This window comes from Gilliamella sp. W8126, assembly GCF_016102185.1.
In the GTDB taxonomy this organism is placed as follows: domain Bacteria; phylum Pseudomonadota; class Gammaproteobacteria; order Enterobacterales; family Orbaceae; genus Gilliamella; species Gilliamella apis_A.
This window is the reverse complement of record NZ_JACFPE010000003.1, coordinates 72,188-95,025: the sequence shown is the minus strand read 5'-3', so window position 1 is coordinate 95,025 and position 22,838 is coordinate 72,188. Positions and strand designations below refer to the sequence as shown.

24 protein-coding genes are annotated in these 22,838 nt (G+C 36.6%); 18 read left to right on the top strand and 6 right to left on the bottom strand.

What is annotated here, in order from left to right:
- Window positions 1-7: 7 nt before the first annotated feature.
- Window positions 8-163: a SymE family type I addiction module toxin gene (locus H3S74_RS12705; protein ID WP_110446948.1), complete on the bottom strand. Its 156-nt coding sequence runs from the start codon at window positions 161-163 to the stop codon at window positions 8-10.
- A 55-nt stretch (window positions 164-218) separates the two neighbouring features.
- Here H3S74_RS12705 and H3S74_RS12575 point away from each other — a divergent pair, with 55 nt between their 5' ends.
- Both H3S74_RS12575 and H3S74_RS07520 read left to right on the top strand, forming a co-directional pair.
- Complete coding sequence (locus tag H3S74_RS12575) at window positions 219-347, top strand: hypothetical protein (protein WP_255518866.1); 129 nt, start codon at window positions 219-221, stop codon at window positions 345-347.
- 1 nt (window position 348) lies between these two features.
- Window positions 349-552 carry a hypothetical protein gene (locus H3S74_RS07520; RefSeq protein ID WP_110446942.1) on the top strand — a complete coding sequence of 68 codons (204 nt, stop codon included), beginning with the start codon at window positions 349-351 and terminating at the stop codon, window positions 550-552.
- A gap of 52 nt (window positions 553-604) precedes the next feature.
- Here H3S74_RS07520 and H3S74_RS07515 read toward each other — a convergent pair whose 3' ends face one another.
- On the bottom strand, window positions 605-838 hold the full coding sequence (locus H3S74_RS07515) for a SymE family type I addiction module toxin (RefSeq protein ID WP_110446941.1): 234 nt from the start codon (window positions 836-838) through the stop codon (window positions 605-607).
- A gap of 537 nt (window positions 839-1,375) precedes the next feature.
- Between H3S74_RS07515 and H3S74_RS07510 the strand changes: the two genes are divergently transcribed.
- The 4 genes from H3S74_RS07510 (at window position 1,376) to csdE (ending at window position 5,031) form a co-directional block, all read left to right on the top strand.
- The gene (locus tag H3S74_RS07510) at window positions 1,376-2,371 is read left to right on the top strand and encodes a peptidase U32 family protein (RefSeq protein ID WP_198247606.1); all 996 of its coding nucleotides are present in this window, start codon (window positions 1,376-1,378) and stop codon (window positions 2,369-2,371) included.
- A 139-nt stretch (window positions 2,372-2,510) separates the two neighbouring features.
- Entirely contained in the window at window positions 2,511-3,389 is an 879-nt protein-coding gene (locus H3S74_RS07505) for a U32 family peptidase (protein ID WP_198247605.1), read from the top strand.
- Window positions 3,358-4,569: a cysteine desulfurase CsdA gene (csdA, locus tag H3S74_RS07500; RefSeq protein ID WP_198247604.1), complete on the top strand. Its 1,212-nt coding sequence runs from the start codon at window positions 3,358-3,360 to the stop codon at window positions 4,567-4,569. Before H3S74_RS07505 ends, csdA begins: the two co-directional genes overlap by 32 nt.
- A 63-nt stretch (window positions 4,570-4,632) precedes the next feature.
- Window positions 4,633-5,031, top strand: coding sequence for a cysteine desulfurase sulfur acceptor subunit CsdE (csdE, locus tag H3S74_RS07495; protein ID WP_110446939.1), 399 nt, complete (start codon window positions 4,633-4,635; stop codon window positions 5,029-5,031).
- Between the two features lie 59 nt (window positions 5,032-5,090).
- Here csdE and dolP read toward each other — a convergent pair whose 3' ends face one another.
- On the bottom strand, window positions 5,091-5,663 hold the full coding sequence (gene dolP, locus H3S74_RS07490; RefSeq protein WP_110446938.1) for a division/outer membrane stress-associated lipid-binding lipoprotein: 573 nt from the start codon (window positions 5,661-5,663) through the stop codon (window positions 5,091-5,093).
- 240 nt (window positions 5,664-5,903) lie between these two features.
- Between dolP and H3S74_RS07485 the strand changes: the two genes are divergently transcribed.
- On the top strand, window positions 5,904-6,602 hold the full coding sequence (locus tag H3S74_RS07485) for a DUF1266 domain-containing protein (protein ID WP_198222449.1): 699 nt from the start codon (window positions 5,904-5,906) through the stop codon (window positions 6,600-6,602).
- Complete coding sequence (locus H3S74_RS07480) at window positions 6,599-9,280, top strand: J domain-containing protein (protein ID WP_198247603.1); 2,682 nt, start codon at window positions 6,599-6,601, stop codon at window positions 9,278-9,280. Before H3S74_RS07485 ends, H3S74_RS07480 begins: the two co-directional genes overlap by 4 nt.
- Window positions 9,281-9,366: 86 nt before the next feature.
- On the opposite strand, the gene H3S74_RS07475 is transcribed toward H3S74_RS07480, so the two are convergent.
- The 3 genes from H3S74_RS07475 to xthA all read right to left on the bottom strand — a co-directional run bounded on the left by H3S74_RS07475 (window position 9,367) and on the right by xthA (window position 13,415).
- Entirely contained in the window at window positions 9,367-11,037 is a 1,671-nt protein-coding gene (locus tag H3S74_RS07475; RefSeq protein ID WP_110446947.1) for a molecular chaperone HscC, read from the bottom strand.
- A gap of 198 nt (window positions 11,038-11,235) precedes the next feature.
- On the bottom strand, window positions 11,236-12,585 hold the full coding sequence (gene xseA, locus H3S74_RS07470) for an exodeoxyribonuclease VII large subunit (RefSeq protein WP_198247601.1): 1,350 nt from the start codon (window positions 12,583-12,585) through the stop codon (window positions 11,236-11,238).
- A 23-nt stretch (window positions 12,586-12,608) separates the two neighbouring features.
- Entirely contained in the window at window positions 12,609-13,415 is an 807-nt protein-coding gene (gene xthA / locus H3S74_RS07465) for an exodeoxyribonuclease III (protein ID WP_198247656.1), read from the bottom strand.
- Window positions 13,416-13,530: 115 nt separating this feature from the next.
- On the opposite strand from xthA, the gene tyrA reads away from it, so the two are divergent.
- The 10 genes from tyrA (at window position 13,531) to H3S74_RS07415 (ending at window position 22,740) form a co-directional block, all read left to right on the top strand.
- A complete protein-coding gene (gene tyrA, locus H3S74_RS07460) occupies window positions 13,531-14,652 on the top strand; it encodes a bifunctional chorismate mutase/prephenate dehydrogenase (protein WP_110446934.1) in 1,122 nt (373 codons plus the stop codon).
- An 89-nt stretch (window positions 14,653-14,741) separates the two neighbouring features.
- Window positions 14,742-16,079 carry a phosphoglucosamine mutase gene (glmM, locus tag H3S74_RS07455; RefSeq protein ID WP_198247600.1) on the top strand — a complete coding sequence of 446 codons (1,338 nt, stop codon included), beginning with the start codon at window positions 14,742-14,744 and terminating at the stop codon, window positions 16,077-16,079.
- Window positions 16,080-16,332: 253 nt separating this feature from the next.
- A complete protein-coding gene (atpB, locus tag H3S74_RS07450; RefSeq protein ID WP_110446932.1) occupies window positions 16,333-17,115 on the top strand; it encodes a F0F1 ATP synthase subunit A in 783 nt (260 codons plus the stop codon).
- A gap of 36 nt (window positions 17,116-17,151) precedes the next feature.
- Window positions 17,152-17,379, top strand: a complete 228-nt coding sequence (gene atpE, locus H3S74_RS07445; protein ID WP_370527378.1) for a F0F1 ATP synthase subunit C — start codon at window positions 17,152-17,154, stop codon at window positions 17,377-17,379.
- Between the two features lie 24 nt (window positions 17,380-17,403).
- The gene (gene atpF / locus H3S74_RS07440) at window positions 17,404-17,874 is read left to right on the top strand and encodes a F0F1 ATP synthase subunit B (protein WP_034901512.1); all 471 of its coding nucleotides are present in this window, start codon (window positions 17,404-17,406) and stop codon (window positions 17,872-17,874) included.
- A gap of 13 nt (window positions 17,875-17,887) precedes the next feature.
- Entirely contained in the window at window positions 17,888-18,421 is a 534-nt protein-coding gene (gene atpH, locus H3S74_RS07435) for a F0F1 ATP synthase subunit delta (RefSeq protein ID WP_198222439.1), read from the top strand.
- Window positions 18,422-18,432: 11 nt separating this feature from the next.
- The gene (atpA, locus tag H3S74_RS07430) at window positions 18,433-19,974 is read left to right on the top strand and encodes a F0F1 ATP synthase subunit alpha (protein ID WP_034901516.1); all 1,542 of its coding nucleotides are present in this window, start codon (window positions 18,433-18,435) and stop codon (window positions 19,972-19,974) included.
- Window positions 19,975-19,988: 14 nt separating this feature from the next.
- Window positions 19,989-20,858 carry a F0F1 ATP synthase subunit gamma gene (atpG, locus tag H3S74_RS07425; protein ID WP_065614742.1) on the top strand — a complete coding sequence of 290 codons (870 nt, stop codon included), beginning with the start codon at window positions 19,989-19,991 and terminating at the stop codon, window positions 20,856-20,858.
- Window positions 20,859-20,905: 47 nt separating this feature from the next.
- The gene (gene atpD, locus H3S74_RS07420) at window positions 20,906-22,288 is read left to right on the top strand and encodes a F0F1 ATP synthase subunit beta (RefSeq protein WP_034901521.1); all 1,383 of its coding nucleotides are present in this window, start codon (window positions 20,906-20,908) and stop codon (window positions 22,286-22,288) included.
- Window positions 22,289-22,314: 26 nt separating this feature from the next.
- Complete coding sequence (locus H3S74_RS07415; RefSeq protein WP_110446930.1) at window positions 22,315-22,740, top strand: F0F1 ATP synthase subunit epsilon; 426 nt, start codon at window positions 22,315-22,317, stop codon at window positions 22,738-22,740.
- Window positions 22,741-22,838: the final 98 nt, after the last annotated feature.

Here is a 22,838-nt window from a genome sequence, read left to right as displayed (position 1 = left end):
TAGTTTTTTAAACTCGTAAATCAATCTCTATAATCAACTTGCCCTGTTCAATCTTAATGATAACAGGGCTGCCCACATAAAAGCCTATCTGCTCCAGCCACCTGCCTTTAATGGTCAGTTGTGGTCGTGGGTTAGGTTTTATGCCTTGTGGCACGTAGCCAATGGTATAAATTGGTAAAGCAGCGTTTAAGTCACAAGCTGAATTACAAAAAACAATATTGCATGAATTACATCGCTTATATACATCATCCTCCGCAGGTGGCGTATCTGGAGCTTTAGCAGCACAAGAAGCAAAAGCTGCATTTGATTTTGCAGAAAAAGCATCAAATATTTTAGGGAACAAATAATATGAGTAGTGAAACAGTTATGAAATGGATTGAAGCAGGAAAAAGTATTGCTACAGATCCAACAATAAAAGTACTTTGCCCTGTGTGCCAAAAAACTTATTTGCAGGTAACGGATATTTCAAATGAAAATAATCCTTCTGAAATTGAGCGTCAGATGTTATGTAACAAGTGCGGGGCATTTAATGCTCTTAGATTGACCCGATAAACCCTATAAAAATAAGATCCCCACGCTGTGGGGATCTTATTTTTATCCATTTCTAGATCTGCATAGCAAGTTCAATAATTAACTTATCCTGCTCAACCTTAATGATGACCGGGTGCCCAGCAAAGAAGCCTATCTGCTCAAGCCAGCGCTCCTTAATAGTGAGCTGCGGCTGGGGGTTGCTAAATCCGCCGTTAGGTGTGTAACCAATAGTATAAAACCGCTCGGTGGGTAGCGGTGTCGATTCTTTGCATGTGGTTGATTTTAGCTTAGAATATACTTTAGACATAGTTAGCTCTTTTACACATAATTCTCGCAAACTCTACCATTTCATTCATATCCTAATATCAATAAGACGGTATACACTCCTCAATAATTTTTACAAAATAAACCTAAATAAAGCAAATCAAAATAACCATTATCTAAAAAATATAATCACCAATTAGAACTGTTACTGGTAATGACAGTTTTTCACCGATTGGTGGATAACCTCGTTTATTACCACAACGATGAAGTATTGAATATCATTCATTCAACAATAAGCAATGGTGAATTAATCATGTTGCTATATTTTATTGGGGAATAATATAAAATAAACATTTCTAAGTCGCATGCGCAAGTCACTAACTTTTACCTAGGTATAGCAAAGATTATGCCTAGGTAGTTGATATCAGAAACAATTTCACTATTAATTATCTTTTTATATGACACTATTGATCTATCATTTGTTATGTTTTTAGTGACTTTGCCTGCTTTCTATTCGCATTACAGTCAGAATTATTGCATAATACACGGCGAATAAAATGCAGAATCTAAAGGTATAAATATGGAACTTCTTTGCCCTGCCGGCTCGTTACCATCATTAAAAATAGCAATCGATAACGGTGCTGATGCCGTTTATATTGGTTTGAAAGATGATACCAATGCTCGCCATTTTGCGGGATTAAATTTTAATGAAAAGCGTTTAATTGAAGCATCTGAATATGTACATAAGTATGGTAAAAAGTTACACATCGCAATTAATACCTTCGCTCATCCGGAAAACTTTGAACGCTGGCAATATGCAGTCGATACAGCGGCGAATATTGGCGCCGATGCCCTAATCATTGCTGATTTAGCCATGCTTGATTATGCAGCTGAAAAACATCCTAATCTTGAGCGCCATGTCTCGGTTCAAGCATCATCAACCAATGAAGAATCAATTAAGTTTTATCATAATAACTTTCAGGTACATCGTATTGTTTTACCGCGAGTGTTATCCATGCATCAAGTAAAACAGTTATCACAAGTCTCTCCAGTACCATTGGAAGTATTTGCGTTCGGTAGTTTATGTATTATGGCAGAAGGTCGCTGTTATTTATCTTCATATTTAACCGGCGAATCCCCCAATACAGTAGGAGCTTGTTCACCAGCAAAATTTGTCCGTTGGGAAGAGACCGATAAAGGGCTTGAATCTAGACTAAATAATGTATTAATCGATTGCCATAAGAAAGGTGAAAATGCGGGTTACCCAACCTTATGTAAAGGACGCTATTTTGTTGGCGATGAACTGTATCACCCGATTGAAGAACCAACAAGTTTAAATACCATTGAACTGTTACCTGAACTATTTGCTGCCAATATTGCCTCAGTAAAAATTGAGGGTCGGCAGCGTAGTCCAGCTTATGTGGAACAAGTAACCAAGGTTTGGCGACAAGCTATTGATCGTTATAAAGCTAATCCTCAAACATTCCAAGCAGAAAAGAACTGGATGGATACATTAGGATCAGTATCAGAAGGCACACAAACAACATTAGGTGCTTACCATCGTAAATGGCAATAAAGCGTAAACATATTTACTCATATTTACCAATAAAATAAATATGATACTAATCTAGATGACTTTTGATATTAGCGCTAGAAAATAGCTATCAAACATTGACTATTTAAAATAATTAAATACAGATATAGTGAGCAAGACTATGAAATATGCGTTAGGCCCCGTGCTTTATTATTGGCCTAAAATTGAAATCGAAGCTTTTTACCAAGCAGCAAAAGATAGTGACGCAGATATTATTTATATGGGCGAAACGGTATGCACCAAGCGTCGGGAAATGAAAGTACCTAATTGGCTAGATTTAGCCAAAGAAATTGCCAAATCCGGTAAACAAGTCGTACTTTCTACCTTAGCACTGCTTGAAGCGCCATCAGAACTAATTGATTTAAAACAACTAGTTAATAATGGTGATTTTTTAATTGAAGCTAATGATTTAGCAGCAATTAATGTCGCTCATGACAATAATTTACCTTTTGTCGCTGGTCCGGCTATTAACTGTTATAACGCATTAACCCTAAAATTATTACAAAAACAAGGTATGGTGCGTTGGTGTATGCCAGTTGAACTTTCTCGCGATTGGTTAAGCAATGTTTTAAAACAATTTGATGCATTGAAAATTGAGCGCAATTTTGAAGTTGAAGTATTTAGTTATGGCTATTTACCATTAGCCTATTCTGCCCGCTGTTTTACTGCTAGATCGGAAGATAAACCAAAAGATAAATGTGAGACTTGCTGTATTAAATATCCCGTTGGTCGAGAAGTATTTTCTCAAGAACAACAAAAAGTATTTGTTCTTAACGGTATTCAAACACAAAGTGGCTACTGTTATAACTTAGGTAATAATCTAAAAGAGATGAAAGGATTAGTTGATATCGTGCGAATTTCTCCGCTTGGAATTGAAACACTCGAGGTAGTTAAGCAATTTAGAGCTAATGAAGAAGGACTAAATCCTTTACACATTGAACATAAACGAGACTGTAACGGTTATTGGAATGGAATTGCAGGACTTGAACTTACACAATAATATGCTGCTACTCGAAAAATTTAGGGCAGATTTCCCTGCCCTAACTAGCCATAATGTGTATCTTGATTCAGCCGCTACCGCGCTGAAACCGCAAGCCATGATCGATGCAACCGTTGAGTATTACGGGCATAACACTGCCACAGCGCAACGTAGTTTGCATCAAGATGCGCTACAAGTCACCGCAACGATTGATCAAACAAGGCAAAATATTGCTGATCTACTTCATGCTAAGTCACATTGTGAAATAATTTGGACTCGTGGCACAACCGAATCAATCAACCTAATTGCTCAAAGTTATGCTAGAGCACAATTACATATAGGTGATGAGATCATTGTTAGTGAGTTAGAACATCACAGCAACTTGTTACCTTGGCTTATTGTAGCGAAACAAACTGGCGCAAAGATCATTAAGTGGTCAGCAGATATTGATGAGCTTTCAAGATTACTCTCAGCGAAAACCAAAATTGTTGCCATAACTCAAATGTCTAACGTTACTGGTTTTTGTCCAGATTTAGCCCAAATTAGTCAACTAGTTCATCAAACCAATGCGGTATTAGTCGTGGATGGCGCTCAAGGCGTTGTACATCATCCGATTGATGTTGAAAAATTAAATATCGATTTTTATGCCTTTTCTGCTCATAAGCTATATGGCCCAACTGGATTAGGGATACTATATGGAAAACAACATTTACTCAAGCAAATGGATGTTTGGCATGGTGGTGGTAAAATGTTGAAAACGGCTTCATTTACCGAATTTACAGTTGAAGATCTTCCCTATAAATTTGAAGCTGGTACACAAAATATAGCTGGTATTATTGGTTTTAAAGCAACCTTAGATTGGTTAACAAAGTGGAATGAAGCACAATTAGAAAGTTATATAAAACAATTAGCAAGCTATACTGAATCAAAATTAAGCCAGTTAACTAATATACAATTTTATAGCGTTAGCAATAGCCCTATCATTAGCTTTAATATACAAAACATTCATCATAATGATATCGCGATTTTATTAAGCGAACAAAATATTGCCATACGAACCGGTGAATTGTGTGCTAAACCACTTATGGATAAACTTGGTTGTCATGGTGTTATTCGTATTTCACTTATGCCATATAATAATCAGCACGATATTGATCATTTTATTACAGCATTACAAAATGCCATTGAATTACTCACTTAAGCTATATATGTAGTTAATCAAAGAAACGTTAATGACTTGTTCAATTACTAATCGGTTTTAATTATGCTATCACAACAAACTTTATTTGAATTATTTTCTAAACAACATAACTGGCAAGATCGTTATAGACAATTAATTGCCTTAGCAAAACAATTACCTGATTTTCCGGATTTAAAAAAAATAGAATCCAACCAAATTTATGGTTGTGAAAATCGGGTATGGTTAACTAATGAAAAACAATTAGATAATACTTTTACCTTTCAAGGTGATAGTGAAGGTAGAATCGTAAAAGGCTTGCTAGCTATTTTAATCATTATTGCCAATCATAAAACAGCAGAACAAATCAAAGCCATCGATTTCCTTGCAATATTAAAGCAATTAAAAATTACTGATGAATTAAGCCTGTCTCGGCTACAAGGGATTGAAAAAATAATTGAACGTATTAAATTAGCAGGTTGTTAACTAAAAAAGGGGAGAATAATTTCTCCCTTTTTGAAGCCTTTTAGCTTTTACATTCGTAATTAACGAAGGGTAAATAATGTAACCACCTTTCTCACACCAGCAACTTTACTAGCAATGGTAGCGGCTTGTTTTCCCTCTTCGTTGCTGACAATACCGATTAAAAATACCTCGCCATTTTCAGTAACGACTTTGATATTACGTGCTTTGGTTTTAGAATTCATTACAAGTTGAGATTTAACTTTGGTGGTTATCCACATATCATTGGTAATAGTTCCTGCCCCAACTGGCTCTCCTGCGCGAATTTGGTTATAAACTTTTTTTACACCTTCAACTTGATAAGCTAAACGTTCAGCTTTTTCAATTTGTTCAGCATTGGCTTGGCCTGTCAAAACAATATTGCCATCATAAGTACTTGAAGAGATACGTGAACCAATAAAGAAAGGCCCATTTTCACTTAACTTATTATTCATTCGAGTGTTCAGGGTCGTATCATCAACTTGTGTTCCGGTGGTACGTGGATCAGTAGCCACTTTTGCGGTAGCTCCAGCACCGACGCCAATAACAGCAGCAACACAACCTTGTAGCATTAATGCGCTCGTTACTAATGCTGTTACTAAGAAAAATTTTTTCATTATCACTCCTTTTATTTACTACTCAGTAGAATTCAAATACTGATGAATAGCTTTTATTATGCCTTGTAGATATAGTTTTGCAAAATAATTTTATTGTTCTAAAAAATAAAATCTCTCGATTTTTTTAGCTAATCTATAGCAAAAAAGGAATTAATTTAATTGTTATAACAAGCATTTATTTTTTCATAAAATCTGTTATCTTTTATTAAAAGGTCGTATAAAAATTAATGGAATAAAGCTATGAATCAAGATTATATCGATTGGTTATATGGTCTATCAGCACCAATGGTTGCCTTAAATAAAGAGAGTGGTGCAAGTTATACCTCACCATTTTTTTTCCCTGGTTATGAATATATTGATATGCAAAAAGACTGGGGCATCCACTCTCGAGAAACACTATTAGCAATGGTTTTTAATATGGTCGATGATGGTCATGCAACAGCCTTATCTAAACATTATTTTATGTATCCTCGCCTATCGGCATTAGATTGGTTGAATTACACCGAGAAACAGAGCGATTATGATAAAGTTTTGCTCGAATTTGTTGAACAGACTTATTCCGAATGTGGCGCAGGAGGCATCCGTAGTTGGGATTACGCACGTATGGGATATATATTACGTAATGGCATCACCAATAAATTTATTACTGAAGAAGAAGCCCTTTGGATTTTGTATAGAATAGGACTGCGAGCACAATATTATTATTCATCATGGCAAAGTTATTTTTCTGGTTGGTTTGTCGGTTATCAATATTGGGAATCATTGACTAATAAAGAAGATTTAGAAAGATTACGTTGTGACTTATGCCGTTCATCCCAAACATGGACCATGACTAAATTATATACCGACGAAGATTCCCCTTATCATCACCTGCCTTGGCATATTGAGATAGAAGAATTGGAAAAACCTGAATCATTAATGGAGTATGCTTGGTCATGAATAACAATTTTTGGCAATTATTAGCAATTGAGAAAACTACCGATATCGCCGTGATTCGACAAGCATATCGGGCAAAACTACCTGAATATCATCCTGAAACAGATCCTGATGGTTTTAAAGCGCTACGCGAAGCCTATGAATTAGCAATGCAGTATGCAAAATCACCAGAATCAATAACTGAAGAATTAAATCAAGAAAATCTCGCTGAAGAGGTCATAAAACCCCTCACCGCAGAAGAGCAACAAGTCAAAGAAATCTGTGATAACTATCAAGCATTACTCGATGATCCTGTTCGATGCCATGATGTGAATGAGTGGCATAAATTTGTTGCTTCATTTTATGATTACCCAATGTCTATACTGGAAATGGCTAAATGGAAACTGTTGGATATCAGTTATGACACTGTGACGATATCACTATCATGTGTGAAAATATTAGCTGATAATCTACGCTGGCGTCAGCAAATAAATAGTTATTCGCCCAACGACACTGATATGTATGAGAATTTTTTTGATCATATTGATCGTGGTGACTTTTTTGATTATGACAGCTTACCAAGGACGAATAAAGCCATACAAAATGTAACCATCGACTATGCTCGTTGTGCTAGATGGCTTTTCTGGGAAAAACCAGCAGTAGAGTTAGCAGAATATTTATCTATTCATACTGTAGTTTACCTACCTGATAATCCAGAGTTCATGCAAGAATTAGCCGATTGGTATTATTTTGCTAAATCGCCAAATAGAGGATTATTAGACTATGCCTTAACTTGTATTGCCGATCCTAATCAAGAACAGCAAATTCAGGAACAATGGAAAGCTGTCGCCGCAATGCAGTATTCACTGCTTGAAGACGAACAAAACGCCTTATCACTTTGGTTAGAACTTTATCGTTTACCGCAATATCAAGAAAAGGCCACCAGCTGGTTAATGTTATGGTGTTCCAAAAATCGGTTTGATTATCTACCATTATTAATTCTGGCATTAAACCAATCTTATTGTTTAACGGCAGAAAATCAGGAAACTTATATGTATAGTATTCCGCAATTTACGCCATCAACAATTTCTCGACTACTGAAATTTAGGAAACAAAACTACAGCAATGAAATTGCGGCTGTTATAACCTGGGCTCTGGATAATCATTGGAATTATCGTCAAGTTCTACACACTTTATTATGCGATGATGGAAACAATCGGTTATATCGTTTATACCGACATGTAATCATGCTACGACACGGTAATAAAACACTTTTGCAAGAAATCTTAGCTGACTCAAGTGAAGATGAGTTTGAACAATTTATTTTACAAAATTTACAGCGTCAAGCTAGACAACACCTTGAATGGCTCACTAATTTGCCACCCGTTCAGGAGTTTAAACAATGGTTGTACCAAAGTGATGAAAATGCAACTATCCCGACTAAATTTGATCCAGATAACGAAAAAGGCAATCAGTTTTTATATGGTCGATTATGGTTAGATAGATTTGATGATATCCCGTTTGTCGCCAAATTACATTTATACCGCAATGTAACTTATCGAAATATGGAAATGTTTGATTGGCCGATATATTATCAATTTAGGGGGGGTAATAATTTACCTAAATCACCTGAACAATCAATTATTGAGGCTGATAAAAATGCTTATTGGCAATGGTATCGTTACTGTTTATTAGCCATTACTATTGCCAATTCACCAATTAAAGCCGCGGACTTTATTCGTGAAAAAGATAACTTATTTTTACTTCCAGAAAATGATCCGCTAGTGCCGCTGATCAATACCTTTAAGTCTAACGAATGGCAAAATGATACAGAATTATATAATTTAATCGATACTGATAACCAGTTGATTGGCAGTATGTTGGTTAATTATCCCAATTCGATTGAGGCGTTTACCGACTCGCCAGAAGAGGTTAATTGGGATGAAATTGAACAAATAGTTGAACAAAGATGGGCACATAAACTAGCCAACAAATCAGTAAGTTGTTTAATGTTACTGTATATGATTGTTTTTGATAAACCAAATCAAAAAACAAAACTACACCAAATACTACAAAAACTTGCTGGCGATGATCTACAGTTAAAAAAACTTGCTAACGCATTTTGTGACAAATTATCTATTCCATCATCCCTTAAAAAACATAATGATGAATTGCAAAACATAGATAAATTATATGCTATAAATAAAAAGTTAAACAAAGATGATTCGCTATGCGAAGAAGAGGATATCGAAGTACTAGAAGAAATTGGACAAAATAATGATAATAATAGCATAATTAAATTATCCTCAGCATTGCTATTAGCCAAAAATATGGATCACCAGAAAAAGCTTCAATCAAAATCATTTCCACCAAATGAATGGTGGCAAATTTGGCGTTGGAGAGGCCGAACCAATTTAATTGGTTTCTTAAAACAAATAGGCTTTTTTAGTTTACCTTTATTTTTATTAATAATTGAGGCAGCAAAAAAAACTAATTTAGATCATCCTATTATGCTTGTATTATGCGGATTAGCAACAATCAATAGTATTTTGGCAATAAAACGACGCTTAAATGACTGTTATTCTAATGGAGGTATCTATTATTTTGTATCAGCCACAATTTTATTACCATTGCTATTATTGCCGTGTTGGCTTTCAACTGTTAATGAGACCAACCGCTACGGACCACCAATAGAAGAATAACCTCAAAAATAAATCATCTGAATATCCCTCCCTTTGAAAGACTATTTTCTGATTAGCAAAGGGGGGAATTTTATAAAAGGTAATGATTATCGATTAAGCTCGCTAAGATTTACCTCGATCTCACTGCGTACTTGCTCGATTTCTTCAGGATTCTGCTGATCAAGTACTTGCATAAAAGCTTCAATATATGCTCCAATTAATATTCGTTCATCACCCAATGACTGTGCCCATGCTCGTTCTAGTCGCGCTAATAAAGTACGATTTGGCATTTCATCACGCGGATGAATCTTAAGGGCAGCTAGACGTTCATGGCTCTCTTGTTTTTGCTTATCAGTTAACCCTATTGGACTATGATCAATCACTTTGCCATGCAATTCGCCAGTTTCAAGCAATACCACATCAACTTCGAGCAAACCATTTAAATCATAACTAAAACGAACATCAATCCCTTGTATTTTTTCCATTGGCTTTAAAGGAACTTCAAATTCATCAATTAGAACATTATTTTCTACCCGAGGGTTTTCACCTTGATAAACCGAAAGCATAATGCTTTTTTGTTGTGGGTGTGTCGTAGAAAAGGTTTTTACTTTTGACGTTGGAACAATCGTATTACGTTCAATAATCGGCGTAAATAAACCATTTATATTACCAGAGCTACTTTCAATGCCTAGCGTATATGGGCACACATCGGTAAGAATCACTTCTTCAACATCAACATCACGTAAACGACATGCCGCTTGCACTGCTGCCCCTTGTGCAACAATAGTCGTTGGATTAATGTGACGGTAAGGTAATTTGGCAAATAATTTGGTTACTAACTCTCGCACTACACCTAACTGCGATGAACCACCAACTAAGACAATATGCTCAAGTTCATTAGGTTTTAAGCGAGCATCACTTAGAGCCTGTTCAACAGGTGCTCGTAAGCGATTAAGTAAAGGTAACCAAATTGATTTAGCTCTTATTTCATTTAATGAAAATTGCCATAACTTATCTTGCCAAGACCAAGTCAAATTATGTATTTGTTCTCCACTTAGTTTACATTTTAGTTGTTCGGCTAAATCTAGCAAGCGAGCATAGTCATCAATAGGTATATCAGATTGTTTGATTTCCCATTCGCTTAAACAAGCTTTAACAAGTTCATGAGTAAAATCTTCACCACCTAAGTAATTATCACCAGCTGAAGCATGAACCTCAATGATTGGCATACTATATTCCAACACAGTAACATCAAATGTACCACCCCCTAAATCAAAAACTAAGGTATTTCCAGATTGTTCTTCATGTAATCCATATGCCATGGCGGCAGCTGTAGGTTCATTAATTAAACGCACAGCATTTAAGCCGGCTAGCTCAGCAGCAAAGCGAGTCTGTTTACGCTGTTCATCATTAAAATAAGCAGGTACAGATATTACTACATCACGAATCTCTTGTTTTAAAAAAGCTTCAGCATCGGCTTTTAATGATTTTAAAACCAATGCGGAAAGTTCAGTTGGAGTGAATTTTTGCTCACCTAATTCAAAAACTTTACTTGAGCCTAAAAAACGTTTGAATGCCGCAGCACTACGGCTAGGATGAGTGGTTAAACGTGATAAAGCAGCATGACCAACTAAAATAGAGTTATCTTCATCAATGCTGACCACCGATGGCGTAACAACTTCGCCGATAGCGTTGGGAATAAGCGTTGATTGACCATTTTGCCAAACACAAATCAAACTATTGGTAGTACCTAAATCAATACCTATTGGAGGATGCATAACCACTTTATTCTCTTAGTATTTTTTAATAAATTTGCTGAATATTATATCCTTAATACTATTTAAGATACAATTTTATCCAATTTCGCACATTAAATTTATTAAATAAGATAGACTATTAATAAAAACAAAATAGCTAAATAAAAAGTTAATTTTCAATTAAGCTATAATAAGTTAATTTTTCAAATCTTAACAAAACTATTGTGAATTAGATTTTTTATTAATCTCAATAATTTGACTAGTTACTTTGCCACTTTTTAACTGTGTTTCAATAATTTCTCCAATAACGACTTGTTCAACTGAGCGTATCACTTTGTGTTGCTGATTAGTTGTTACTGAATAACCTCGTTCTAGGGTTGCTAGTGGACTAACACTATTCAGCTGAGATGTTTGTAATACAAACTGATGCTTAGCATCTGTCAGCTTGTTTTGAATCAAATTAATGATTTGTTGCTGTTTTTGCTCAAGGCTCTGCCCATAATAAAGAATTTTATGTTGTGGTGAAACACGAACTAAACGTTTATCAAGTAGGTTATGGCGATAAGATTGCCTTAATAAATATTGCTGCATATTTTCAAACAAGGCATGACGGCCAGTTAATAAACGATTTAATTGTTTCGATAATTTTGCTTGAGGGTGCTGTGTTTGTAATTGATGGCGCCATTTATTTAAGCGTTCTCGTCGGCGCATTAAATAGTAATCCATCGCCATGCATAAATATTGTTCTTGAACTTGCAAACGCTTAATTTGCTCTAGTTTGTCTCGACTTACCAGCTCGGCCGCTGCGGATGGCGTTGCTGCACGTACATCAGCAACAAAATCGGCAATCGTAAAATCGACTTCATGACCAACAGCACTGACAATCGGTATTCGGCTAGCAAAAATTGCTCTTGCAACCACTTCTTCATTAAATGACCAAAGATCCTCAAGTGAGCCACCACCTCGTCCAACTATTAGTACATCACATTCTTGGCGAACATTAGCAATTTCAATCATCCTTGCTATTTGGATTGCCGCTTCATTACCTTGAACCTGAGTTGGATAGATAATCAAATGCAAACTAGGATCGCGTCGATTTAATATCTGACAAATATCATGCAACGCAGCTCCAGTTGCTGAAGTAATAATTCCAACCGTACGAATATTATCGGGTAATGTTTGTTTATAAATAGGATCAAACAATCCTTCTTCTGACAGTTTTTGTTTTAACTGCTCAAATTTTTGTTGTAACAATCCCGCACCCGCGGGTTGCATTTTATTAATGACCAATTGATATTCGCCACGTGCTTCATAAAGCGTTACCGAAGCATTTACCAACACTTGTTGACCATTTTGTGGAGTAAATCCGGTGCGAAAATTACTATTACGAAACATAGCACAACGCACTTGAGCAACTTCATCTTTTAGTGTGAAATACCAATGGCCAGAAGAAGGGCGAGAAAAATTAGAAATTTCCCCCACTAACCAAATTTGTCCAATAGCATCAGAAAGCAGATCTTTAACCATTTGGTTAAGATCTTTGACCGATAAAATCGAACTGCTTTGCATACTATTATCCTTATGGTTGAAGTTTAATCTAAATCAAATTGTGCCCAGATCGGTGCATGGTCAGATGGCTTTTCCATGCCGCGAATATCATAATCGATACCGGTTTGCTGACAATATTGCTGTAACTTTTCGCTGGCTAATATTAAATCAATTCTTAATCCTGTTTCACTATCAAACCCTTTAGAGCGATAATCAAACCATGAATATCGTTGCGATTCAGGATTAGCATGACGATAAGTATCAGTATAACCAAGAGACATTAAATTATTTATCCATTCACGCTCTTCAGGCAAAAAAGAACATTTACCAGTACGCAGCCATCGTTTACGACTTTCATCAGAAATACCGATATCTAAATCAGTTGGACAAATATTCATATCCCCCATAATTAAGGATAATTGACTATTAAGTTGCTGGCTTTGTATGTACTGATTTAAATCCTGATAAAATTTACGTTTAGCAGGGTATTTGATTTCATGGTGTAAACTTTCTCCCTGAGGAAAATAGCCATTGATAACGATTAAATTACCTTGGCTAGTCGGTAATTCAGCCATAATTAATCGACATTGAGCACCTTTCTCATCAGTTGGAAAACCACATTGAACTGATAATGGTTTTTGCTTAGTCAATAATGCCACGCCATAATGCCCTTTTTGACCATGAAAATGTAAGTGATAACCGAACTGTGCTAGTTCCTCAATTGGAAATTGATCGTTATGAACTTTGGTCTCTTGCAAGCCAATGATATCAGGCTGATGTTTATCAATAATCGCAGCTAATTGGTGAATTCTTGCCCGAAGGCTATTAATGTTAAATGAGATAACTTTAATCATAAATTTATTGTATTTGATTTAATTTTGCTATTAACCCATGCTACCAAAAATACGTTATACTGTTAAGCAATTACAGTAAAAGCTATAACTTGTGATAAAGGATCCAACAAATATGTCAAAGGAATTACTTGCATTGCGCAATAAAATTGATGAAGTAGATAAATCGATTTTATCTTTAATTAGTCAGCGACTAGCATTAGTTGCCGAAGTTGGTGAGGTGAAAAGCGAGCATGGAATTCCAATTTACGATCCAAAACGTGAAGCGGATATGTTAGCTAAACGGAAACAAGAAGCCGAAGATTTAGGTATATCGCCTGCGCTAATTGAAGATATTTTACGTCGTTTAATGCGTGAGTCTTATATTAGTGAAAATGATAAAGGATTTAAAAAAGTTTACTCTGGTAAAGGATCAATTGTTATTATTGGCGGTAATGGCCAAATGGGCCGACTATTTGCCAGATTATTTACCTTATCTGGTTACCAAGTCAAAACACTAGGCTCAAAAACGATGCATCAAGCTGCAGAAGTAGTCGCTGATGCAGCTGCAGTTATTGTGACCGTGCCAATCAACAAAACTTGTGAAATTATTGAACAATTACCACCACTACCTAAAGATTGCATTTTAACTGATTTTACTTCAATCAAAGTCAAACCGTTACAAGCGATGTTAACTAAGCATGCCGGCCCTGTAGTTGGCTTACATCCTATGTTCGGCCCAGATGTACCTAATTTAGCTAAACAAGTTATTGTTTATTGTCAGGGACGTTACCCAGAACAATACCAATGGTTAATTGAACAAATGCGGATTTGGGGAGCAAATTTATGTGCAATTGATGCTAAAGAGCATGATAAATGCATGTCATTTATTCAAGCATTGCGTCATTTTACTTCATTCTCATATGGTGTAAATTTACAACGAGAACACGCTGATTTAGAGCAATTAGTTACCCTATCATCACCTATTTATCGACTTGAGTTAATGATGGTAGGCCGGTTATTTGCTCAAGATCCAGTGCTTTATGCCGATATCATCATGGCGTCAGATGCCAACATTGAATTAATTAAACGCTACTATCAATGTTTTGGGCAAATGGTTGAATTAATCGAACAAAGAGATAAAACAAAATTCATTGAGAATTTTAATGAAGTAACCAAATGGTTTGGTAATTATGCCGAGCGTTTTATTAAAGAAAGCCAAGTTTTATTGAAGTTTGCTAACGATAATCGAGAATAGTTTAGCTAAGCACTTTTATAAAATAGCACTAACGTTAATATTACAACGCTGGCAATGAGTTAAATAAAAATTCTGTATGAGGAAATAACATGTCTAATCGGAAATATTTTGGGACAGATGGTATTCGTGGAAAAGTTGGAGAATATCCTATAACGCCTGATTTTGCTCTCAAATTAGGTTGGGCTGCTGGGCGAGTACTGGCTAAAGATGGTGTAAAAAAAGTCATCATCGGTAAAGATACTCGCATTTCAGGCTATATGCTGGAATCAGCATTAGAGGCAGGATTTGCTTCGGCTGGTGTTGCAGCTGCATTTACTGGGCCAATGCCAACACCAGCGATTGCTTATTTAACTCGCACATTTCGTGCTGATGCAGGTGTAGTCATTTCTGCCTCACATAATCCTTTCTATGATAATGGCATTAAATTTTTCTCAAACGAAGGACGCAAACTTGATGATGCAATTGAGTTAGAAATCGAAGCACAACTAGAGAAAGAGATCGATTGCGTCGAATCAAAACAGTTAGGTCGAGCCAGTCGAATAACCGATGCTGCAGGTCGATATATTGAGTTTTGTAAAAGTACTTTTGATCACGATTTAAGTTTATCAGGCCTAAAAATTGTGGTGGATTGTGCCAATGGAGCCACTTACCACATTGCCCCGAAAGTATTGCGTGAGCTTGGCGCCAAAGTGATCAAAATTGGCTGTGATCCTGATGGAGTTAACATCAATGAAAATTGTGGTGCCACTGATGTAAAAGCGTTAACTGAGCAAGTTATCAATGAAAAAGCCGATTTAGGCTTCGCTCTTGATGGTGATGGCGATCGTATTATTATGGTTGACCATAAAGGTAATAAAATTGATGGTGACTTAATTATTTATATCATCGCTCGAGAAGCATTAAGACAGGGTCAGCTTAAAGGTGGTGTGGTCGGTACGCTAATGAGTAATATGGGACTGGAAATCGCCCTTAAAAATCTTGGTATTCCATTTGTAAGAGCAAAAGTCGGCGATAGATATGTCCTTGAAATGCTAGTTGAAAAAAATTGGCGATTAGGCGCTGAAAATTCAGGTCATGTTCTACATCTGGATAAAACGACTACCGGTGATGGTATTGTTGCAGGCTTACAAGTTTTAGCTGCCATGGTACGCAATAATATGTCATTAGCTGATTTATGTAGTGGTATGACAATGCTACCACAAATATTAATTAATGTTCGTTTCTCTGGTAAAAATGATCCATTAATGAATCCCGAGGTCAAATCAGCCATTGCACAGGCAGAACAACAACTCGGTAATAATGGACGAGTACTCATACGTAAGTCAGGCACAGAGCCTCTTATTAGAGTGATGGTTGAAGGTAGCAATCAATCACAAGTTCAGCAACTTGCTGAAAAAATTGCTGATGCGGTTAAACAATCAAATTAGCCTATTTTTTCTTCATTAATTAGGCTATTGGTGAAAATTATTTCTAATAAAGTGACTATTAAAGCTGTTATTCTTTACGCAAAATTAGTAAAAAGTGTCTAAATTCTTTATTTTTTTAATCAGTTGTTGACTTAATATAGGCAATTAGGTTTAAAATAACAGCTTCGGTTATTGCAGTAATTGTTTATACCTTTTAAGGTAAAAAATATAACAAGCTGTAGTTTTTATTTTTAGAAATAGGTAAGAGGGTTATATGGCAGTTTCCTCTCCAGCTTCACCGCAAGCTTATATAAAACACCATCTAGAGAACTTGCAAGTCGGTTCTGGTTTTTGGACCTTTAATCTTGATTCATTGTTCTTTTCAATTTTACTTGGTGTGCTGTTTTTATGGATTTTCCATCGTGTTGCAAGGAAAGCAACGAGTGGCGTACCAGGTAAACTTCAATGTGCAGTCGAGATGATCTTTGAATTTGTCAATAATACCGTCAAAGACATGTTTACTGGCCAAAATAAACTTATTGCTCCTTTAGCGCTTACTGTGTTTATTTGGGTATTTTTAATGAACTTACTAGATCTGATCCCCGTTGATTTCCTACCTTACGCTGGGCAATATTTAGGTTTATCACATTTAAGAGTCGTACCGACAGCTGACGTTAGTATTACCATGTCAATGTCTTTAGGTGTCTTTGCACTTATCATCTTCTATTCAATCAAATATAAAGGGATTACAGGTTTTATTAAAGAATATACTTTACATCCTTTTAATCATTGGGCATTTGCACCAATTAACTTAGTCCTAGAACTTGTTAGTTTATTAGCTAAACCTGTCTCATTAGGATTACGACTTTTCGGTAACATGTATGCAGGTGAACTTATCTTCATCTTAATTGCAGCACTATTACCTTGGTGGTCACAATGGGTATTATCATTACCATGGGCTATTTTCCATATTTTGATAATTACCTTACAAGCATTTATTTTTATGGTGTTGACGATTGTCTATTTAGCGATGGCTTCGGCAACAGAAGATCATTAATTTTTAAATTTTTTTGATAATAAACTGGAGTATATAATGGAAATTTTATATGTAGCCGCAGGCTTAATGATGGGATTAGCTGCAATCGGTGGTGCAGTTGGTATTGGTTTATTAGGTGGTAAATTCTTAGAAGGTGCTGCTCGCCAACCAGAATTAATGCCTATGTTACGTACCCAATTCTTTATCGTTATGGGCTTAGTTGATGCGATCCCTATGATTTGTGTAGGTATTGCGTTATATGTCATTTTTGCTGTTGCAGGCTAATAATAATTTAAGAGGAATTGTCTCATGAATATGAACGCAACTCTCCTCGGCCAAGCAATTACATTTGTATTGTTTGTTTGGTTCTGTATGAAGTTTGTTTGGCCACCCGTTATCCGAGCGATTGAAAAACGCCAAAAAGAGATAGCAGATGGACTTGCTTCAGCAGAAACAGCAAAAAAAGATTTGGAATTAGCCAAAGCAAATACATCTGACATAATGCAACAGGCTAAGGTTGAGGCTAATGCAATTATTGAGCAAGCGAATAAACGCAAAGCAGCCATTCTTGAAGAAGCACAACAAGAAGCTTCTCGTGAAAAAGAAAGGATTGTTGCTCAAGGACTTGCTGAAGTTGAAGCTGAGCGCAAACGCGCTAGAGAAGAGCTTAAACAACAAGTCGCTACACTCGCTATTGCCGGTGCAGAAAAAATTATTGAACGTTCTGTTAATGAAGCCGCTAACAGCGACATCATTGATAAACTCGTAGCTGAACTATAAGGAGAATAGAGCAATGGCTGACTTAATTACGATTGCTCGCCCTTATGCTAAAGCCGCTTTCGACTTTGCTGTTGAAAAAAATAGCATCGAATCATGGCACAAAATGTTGGTGTTAACATCTGAAGTGAGCAAAGATGCTCAAATAAGAAGTATCTTAACATCTGACATGAAAACTGATTCAGTGGCTAACTTACTCATCAATATCTGTAAAGATGTATTAGATGAGTTTAGCACTAATTTTATTAAAGTTATGGCTGAAAACAAACGTTTATCTCTTCTTCCTGAAGTGTTAAGTTTGTTTGAGCAATACTGTTTAGATAAAGAAGCACAAGCAGATGTTGAGGTTATTTCTGCTAATGAGCTTACCAGTGAACAACTTAATAAAATTTCTGTCGCAGTCGAAAAACGTTTATCACGAAAAGTAAAACTAAAATGTCATATTGATAAATCGCTCATTTCTGGTTTTATTATTCGTACGGGCGATATGGTTATTGATAGTAGTATCAGAGGGCGTCTAAATCGACTAAATGACGCTCTACAGTCTTAAGGGGACTGATAATGCAGCTAAATTCAACTGAAATAAGTGAACTAATTAAAGAGCGGATAGCTCAGTTCAATATTGTGAGTGATGCTCACAATGAAGGAACTATCATATCTGTAAGTGATGGTATTCTTCGAATCCACGGATTAACTGATGTAATGCAAGGTGAAATGATTGCATTACCAGGCAACCGTTATGCAATGGCATTAAACCTTGAAAGAGATTCTGTTGGTGCTGTGGTCATGGGACCATACGAAGACTTATCTGAAGGGATGAAAGTGCAATGTACTGGCCGTATTTTACAGGTACCAGTAGGTGATGGTTTATTAGGCCGTGTTATTAATACCCTCGGTGAACCAATTGATGGTAAAGGTTCTATTCAACATGATGGATTTTCACCAGTAGAGGTGGTTGCTCCAGGTGTTATCGACCGTCAATCAGTTGACCAAGCATTACAAACTGGTTATAAAGCGGTTGACTCAATGATTCCAATTGGTCGTGGTCAACGTGAACTTATCATCGGTGACCGTCAAACAGGTAAAACCGCATTAGCAATTGACGCCATTATCAATCAACGTGATTCTGGAGTTAAATGTATTTATGTTGCAATCGGTCAAAAACAATCAACTATTGCTAACGTAGTGCGTAAACTTGAAGAGCATGGTGCACTTAAAAACACAATTGTGGTGGTGGCATCAGCATCTGAATCTGCAGCATTACAATACTTAGCACCTTACGCTGGTTGCGCCATGGGAGAATACTTCCGTGATCGTGGTCAAGATGCATTAATTGTTTATGATGATTTATCAAAACAAGCGGTTGCTTATCGTCAAATTTCATTATTACTTCGTCGTCCACCTGGACGTGAAGCTTACCCTGGTGATGTATTCTATCTTCACTCTCGTTTACTTGAACGTGCAGCTCGTGTTAACGAAGCTTATGTTGAGGAATTCACTAAAGGCGAAGTAAAAGGTAAAACAGGTTCATTAACTGCATTACCAATTATCGAAACTCAAGCAGGTGACGTTTCAGCGTTCGTACCAACTAACGTAATTTCGATTACTGATGGTCAGATCTTCCTTGAAACTAGTTTATTTAACTCAGGTATCCGCCCAGCGGTTAACCCTGGTATTTCGGTTTCTCGTGTTGGTGGTGCTGCACAAACTAAGATAATGAAAAAATTATCTGGAGGTATTCGTACTGCACTTGCACAATATCGTGAATTAGCAGCATTCTCACAATTTGCCTCTGACTTAGATGAAGCAACAAGAAATCAATTAAGCCATGGTGAAAAAGTAACTGAATTACTCAAACAAAAGCAATACTCGCCAATGACTGTTGCTGAGCAATCAATTGTACTTTACGCTGCAGAGCGTGGTTATCTTGAAGATGTTGAACTTGCTAAAGTATTATCATTTGAAACAGCACTTCTTGCTTATGCCCATAGTCAATATGCCGATTTTGTTAAGCAAATCGACGAAACAGGCAATTACAATGATGAGATTGAAAACAAGTTAAAAGCAATGCTTGAAAGCTTTAAATCAACTCAAACTTGGTAAGGGTGAGGTAACAAATGGCTAATGCAAAAGAAATTAGAACGAAAATTGCCAGTATCCAAAGTACGCAAAAAATCACCAAAGCGATGGAAATGGTAGCTAATTCTAAAATGCGTAAAACGCAAGATAGAATGGCGGCTAGTCGTCCATACGCTGAAATGATTCGTGAAGTAATTGGACATTTAGCGTTAGCTCAAATAGGCACTAAGCATCCTTATCTGGAAGAAAGGGATGTTAAGCGAGTTGGCTATCTTATCATTTCAACCGATCGTGGTTTATGTGGTGGATTAAATATCAATCTTTTCAAAACTGTTATTGCTGATATGTCAGCATGGCAAGAGAAAGGCGTTGAAGCAGATGTTGCTTTAATTGGTTCTCGGGGTGTTTCGTTTTTCTCTTCAGTAAAAACCAACATTTTAACCCAAGTAACCAATTTAGGTGATGAACCAACTTTATCTGATTTAATTGGTCCGGTAAAAACAATGCTTGAGGCATATGACAATGGTAAAATTGATAAACTATATATTGTAACCAATAAGTTTATTAATACTATGTCGCAAAAGCCAACAATACAGCAATTATTACCATTACCGGCTTCAGAAGATAAAGAACTTAAAGCTTCATCATGGGATTATATTTATGAGCCTGATGCAAAATCATTATTAGATGTGATTTTACGTCGTTATATTGAATCACAAGTCTATCAAGCGGTGGTTGACAATTTAGCGAGTGAACAAGCAGCAAGAATGGTGGCCATGAAAGCAGCAACCGATAACGGTGCAAATTTAATTAATGAATTACAAATTGTGTATAACAAAGCCCGTCAAGGTGCGATCACAAATGAATTAATTGATATTGTATCTGGTGCAGCTGCTGTTTCAGGTTAGTGCTAAATATTGGCTTATAGTTAAGAAAAAGACGTAGAGGATTAAAAATGGCTACTGGAAAGATTGTCCAGATCATCGGTGCGGTGGTTGATGTCGAATTCCCAGAAGATGCAGTACCAAAGGTATATGATGCATTAGAAGTGGAAACTGGCACTGATAAATTAGTTCTGGAAGTTCAGCAACAATTAGGTGGTGGCGTTGTATGTTGTATCGCAATGGGCTCATCTGATGGTTTAAGACGTGGACTTAAAGTAGTAAATACAGGTCACGGCATTGAAGTTCCTGTAGGAACAAAAACACTTGGCCGTATAATGAACGTACTAGGTGATCCTGTTGATAAAGCAGGTCCAATTGGTGAAGAAGAGCGTTGGGCAATTCACCGTGCAGCACCAACATACGAAGAGTTGGCTAACTCAACAGAATTACTTGAAACTGGTATCAAAGTTATCGACTTAATTTGTCCATTTGCAAAAGGTGGTAAAGTTGGTCTATTTGGTGGTGCAGGTGTTGGTAAAACTGTAAACATGATGGAATTAATTCGTAACATCGCTATCGAGCACTCAGGCTACTCAGTATTTACTGGTGTAGGTGAACGTACTCGTGAAGGTAACGACTTCTATCATGAAATGAAAGAATCAAACGTACTTGATAAAGTATCATTGGTTTATGGTCAGATGAATGAGCCGCCAGGAAACCGTTTACGCGTAGCGTTAACTGGTTTAACAATGGCAGAAAAATTCCGTGATGAAGGTAAAGACGTACTATTATTTATCGATAATATTTACCGTTATACCTTAGCCGGTACCGAAGTATCTGCACTATTAGGTCGTATGCCATCTGCGGTAGGTTACCAACCGACCTTAGCAGAAGAAATGGGGTTATTACAAGAACGTATCACCTCAACTAAAACGGGTTCAATTACCTCAATCCAAGCAGTATATGTACCTGCCGATGACTTAACTGACCCATCGCCAGCAACAACCTTTGCTCACTTGGATGCAACAATCGTATTAAGTCGTCAAATCGCATCATTAGGTATCTACCCAGCGGTTGACCCACTTGACTCAACCAGTCGTCAATTAGATCCTCTTGTTGTTGGTCAAGAGCATTACGATTGTGCTCGTGGCGTACAGTCAATCCTTCAACGTTATCAAGAATTAAAAGATATCATTGCAATTCTTGGTATGGATGAATTATCAGAAGATGATAAATTAACTGTTGCTCGTGCACGTAAGATTCAACGTTTCTTATCTCAACCATTCTTCGTTGCGGAAGTGTTCACTGGTTCACCAGGTAAATATGTACCATTAAAAGACACAATTAGTGCCTTTAAAGGTATTATGAATGGTGATTATGATCATATTCCTGAACAAGCATTTTATATGGTTGGTTCAATCGACGAAGCGATTGAGAAAGCAAAATCTCTCTAAGAGATTTATAGAACGGAGAGAGCATTATGGCACTAACTTCCTATCAATTAGAAGTTGTTAGTGCTGAATCTCACCTTTTTTCAGGTGATGTTCAGCGAATCAGAGTCACAGGACGAGAAGGTGAACTTGGAATTTATCCTGGTCACACTCCGTTACTGACAACCATTAAGCCGGGAATGGTCGGGATTGTTAAAGCCGATGGTGAAGAAGAGTTTATTTATCTATCTGGCGGTATTTTGGAAGTACAACCAACTATGGTAACAATCTTAGCTGACACCGCCATTCGTGGTGAAGACTTGGATGAAGCAAGGGCACAAGAAGCAGTAAGACAAGCGCAAGAACACATTAATCATCCTAGCGATGATATGTCTTTTGCTCAAGCATCTGCTGAACTTTCTAAAGCCTTAGCAAAAATACGAGTTATTGAGTTAACTCGCCGTATAGGTCAATAAGGATATTGATAGCTAAACTAGGCAATAAAGGGCTACAAATTAATAAATTGTAGCCTTTTTTATTATTTACTGAACGACTATTTGAATTATCATTACCT

Coding starts and splice junctions, on each gene's coding strand:
- H3S74_RS07520 (WP_110446942.1), top strand. CDS start 349: ATGAGTAGTGAAACAGTTATGAAATGGATTGAAGCAGGAAAAAGTATT.
- atpF (WP_034901512.1), top strand. CDS start 17,404: ATGAATATGAACGCAACTCTCCTCGGCCAAGCAATTACATTTGTATTG.
- atpE (WP_370527378.1), top strand. CDS start 17,152: ATGGAAATTTTATATGTAGCCGCAGGCTTAATGATGGGATTAGCTGCA.
- csdA (WP_198247604.1), top strand. CDS start 3,358: ATGGAATTGCAGGACTTGAACTTACACAATAATATGCTGCTACTCGAA.
- glmM (WP_198247600.1), top strand. CDS start 14,742: ATGTCTAATCGGAAATATTTTGGGACAGATGGTATTCGTGGAAAAGTT.
- tyrA (WP_110446934.1), top strand. CDS start 13,531: ATGTCAAAGGAATTACTTGCATTGCGCAATAAAATTGATGAAGTAGAT.
- xseA (WP_198247601.1), bottom strand. CDS start 12,585: ATGCAAAGCAGTTCGATTTTATCGGTCAAAGATCTTAACCAAATGGTT.
- H3S74_RS07415 (WP_110446930.1), top strand. CDS start 22,315: ATGGCACTAACTTCCTATCAATTAGAAGTTGTTAGTGCTGAATCTCAC.
- H3S74_RS07480 (WP_198247603.1), top strand. CDS start 6,599: ATGAATAACAATTTTTGGCAATTATTAGCAATTGAGAAAACTACCGAT.
- H3S74_RS07505 (WP_198247605.1), top strand. CDS start 2,511: ATGAAATATGCGTTAGGCCCCGTGCTTTATTATTGGCCTAAAATTGAA.
- atpD (WP_034901521.1), top strand. CDS start 20,906: ATGGCTACTGGAAAGATTGTCCAGATCATCGGTGCGGTGGTTGATGTC.
- atpB (WP_110446932.1), top strand. CDS start 16,333: ATGGCAGTTTCCTCTCCAGCTTCACCGCAAGCTTATATAAAACACCAT.
- dolP (WP_110446938.1), bottom strand. CDS start 5,663: ATGAAAAAATTTTTCTTAGTAACAGCATTAGTAACGAGCGCATTAATG.
- H3S74_RS07475 (WP_110446947.1), bottom strand. CDS start 11,037: ATGCATCCTCCAATAGGTATTGATTTAGGTACTACCAATAGTTTGATT.
- H3S74_RS07510 (WP_198247606.1), top strand. CDS start 1,376: ATGGAACTTCTTTGCCCTGCCGGCTCGTTACCATCATTAAAAATAGCA.
- atpG (WP_065614742.1), top strand. CDS start 19,989: ATGGCTAATGCAAAAGAAATTAGAACGAAAATTGCCAGTATCCAAAGT.
- atpH (WP_198222439.1), top strand. CDS start 17,888: ATGGCTGACTTAATTACGATTGCTCGCCCTTATGCTAAAGCCGCTTTC.
- H3S74_RS07515 (WP_110446941.1), bottom strand. CDS start 838: ATGTCTAAAGTATATTCTAAGCTAAAATCAACCACATGCAAAGAATCG.
- H3S74_RS07485 (WP_198222449.1), top strand. CDS start 5,904: ATGAATCAAGATTATATCGATTGGTTATATGGTCTATCAGCACCAATG.
- atpA (WP_034901516.1), top strand. CDS start 18,433: ATGCAGCTAAATTCAACTGAAATAAGTGAACTAATTAAAGAGCGGATA.
- csdE (WP_110446939.1), top strand. CDS start 4,633: ATGCTATCACAACAAACTTTATTTGAATTATTTTCTAAACAACATAAC.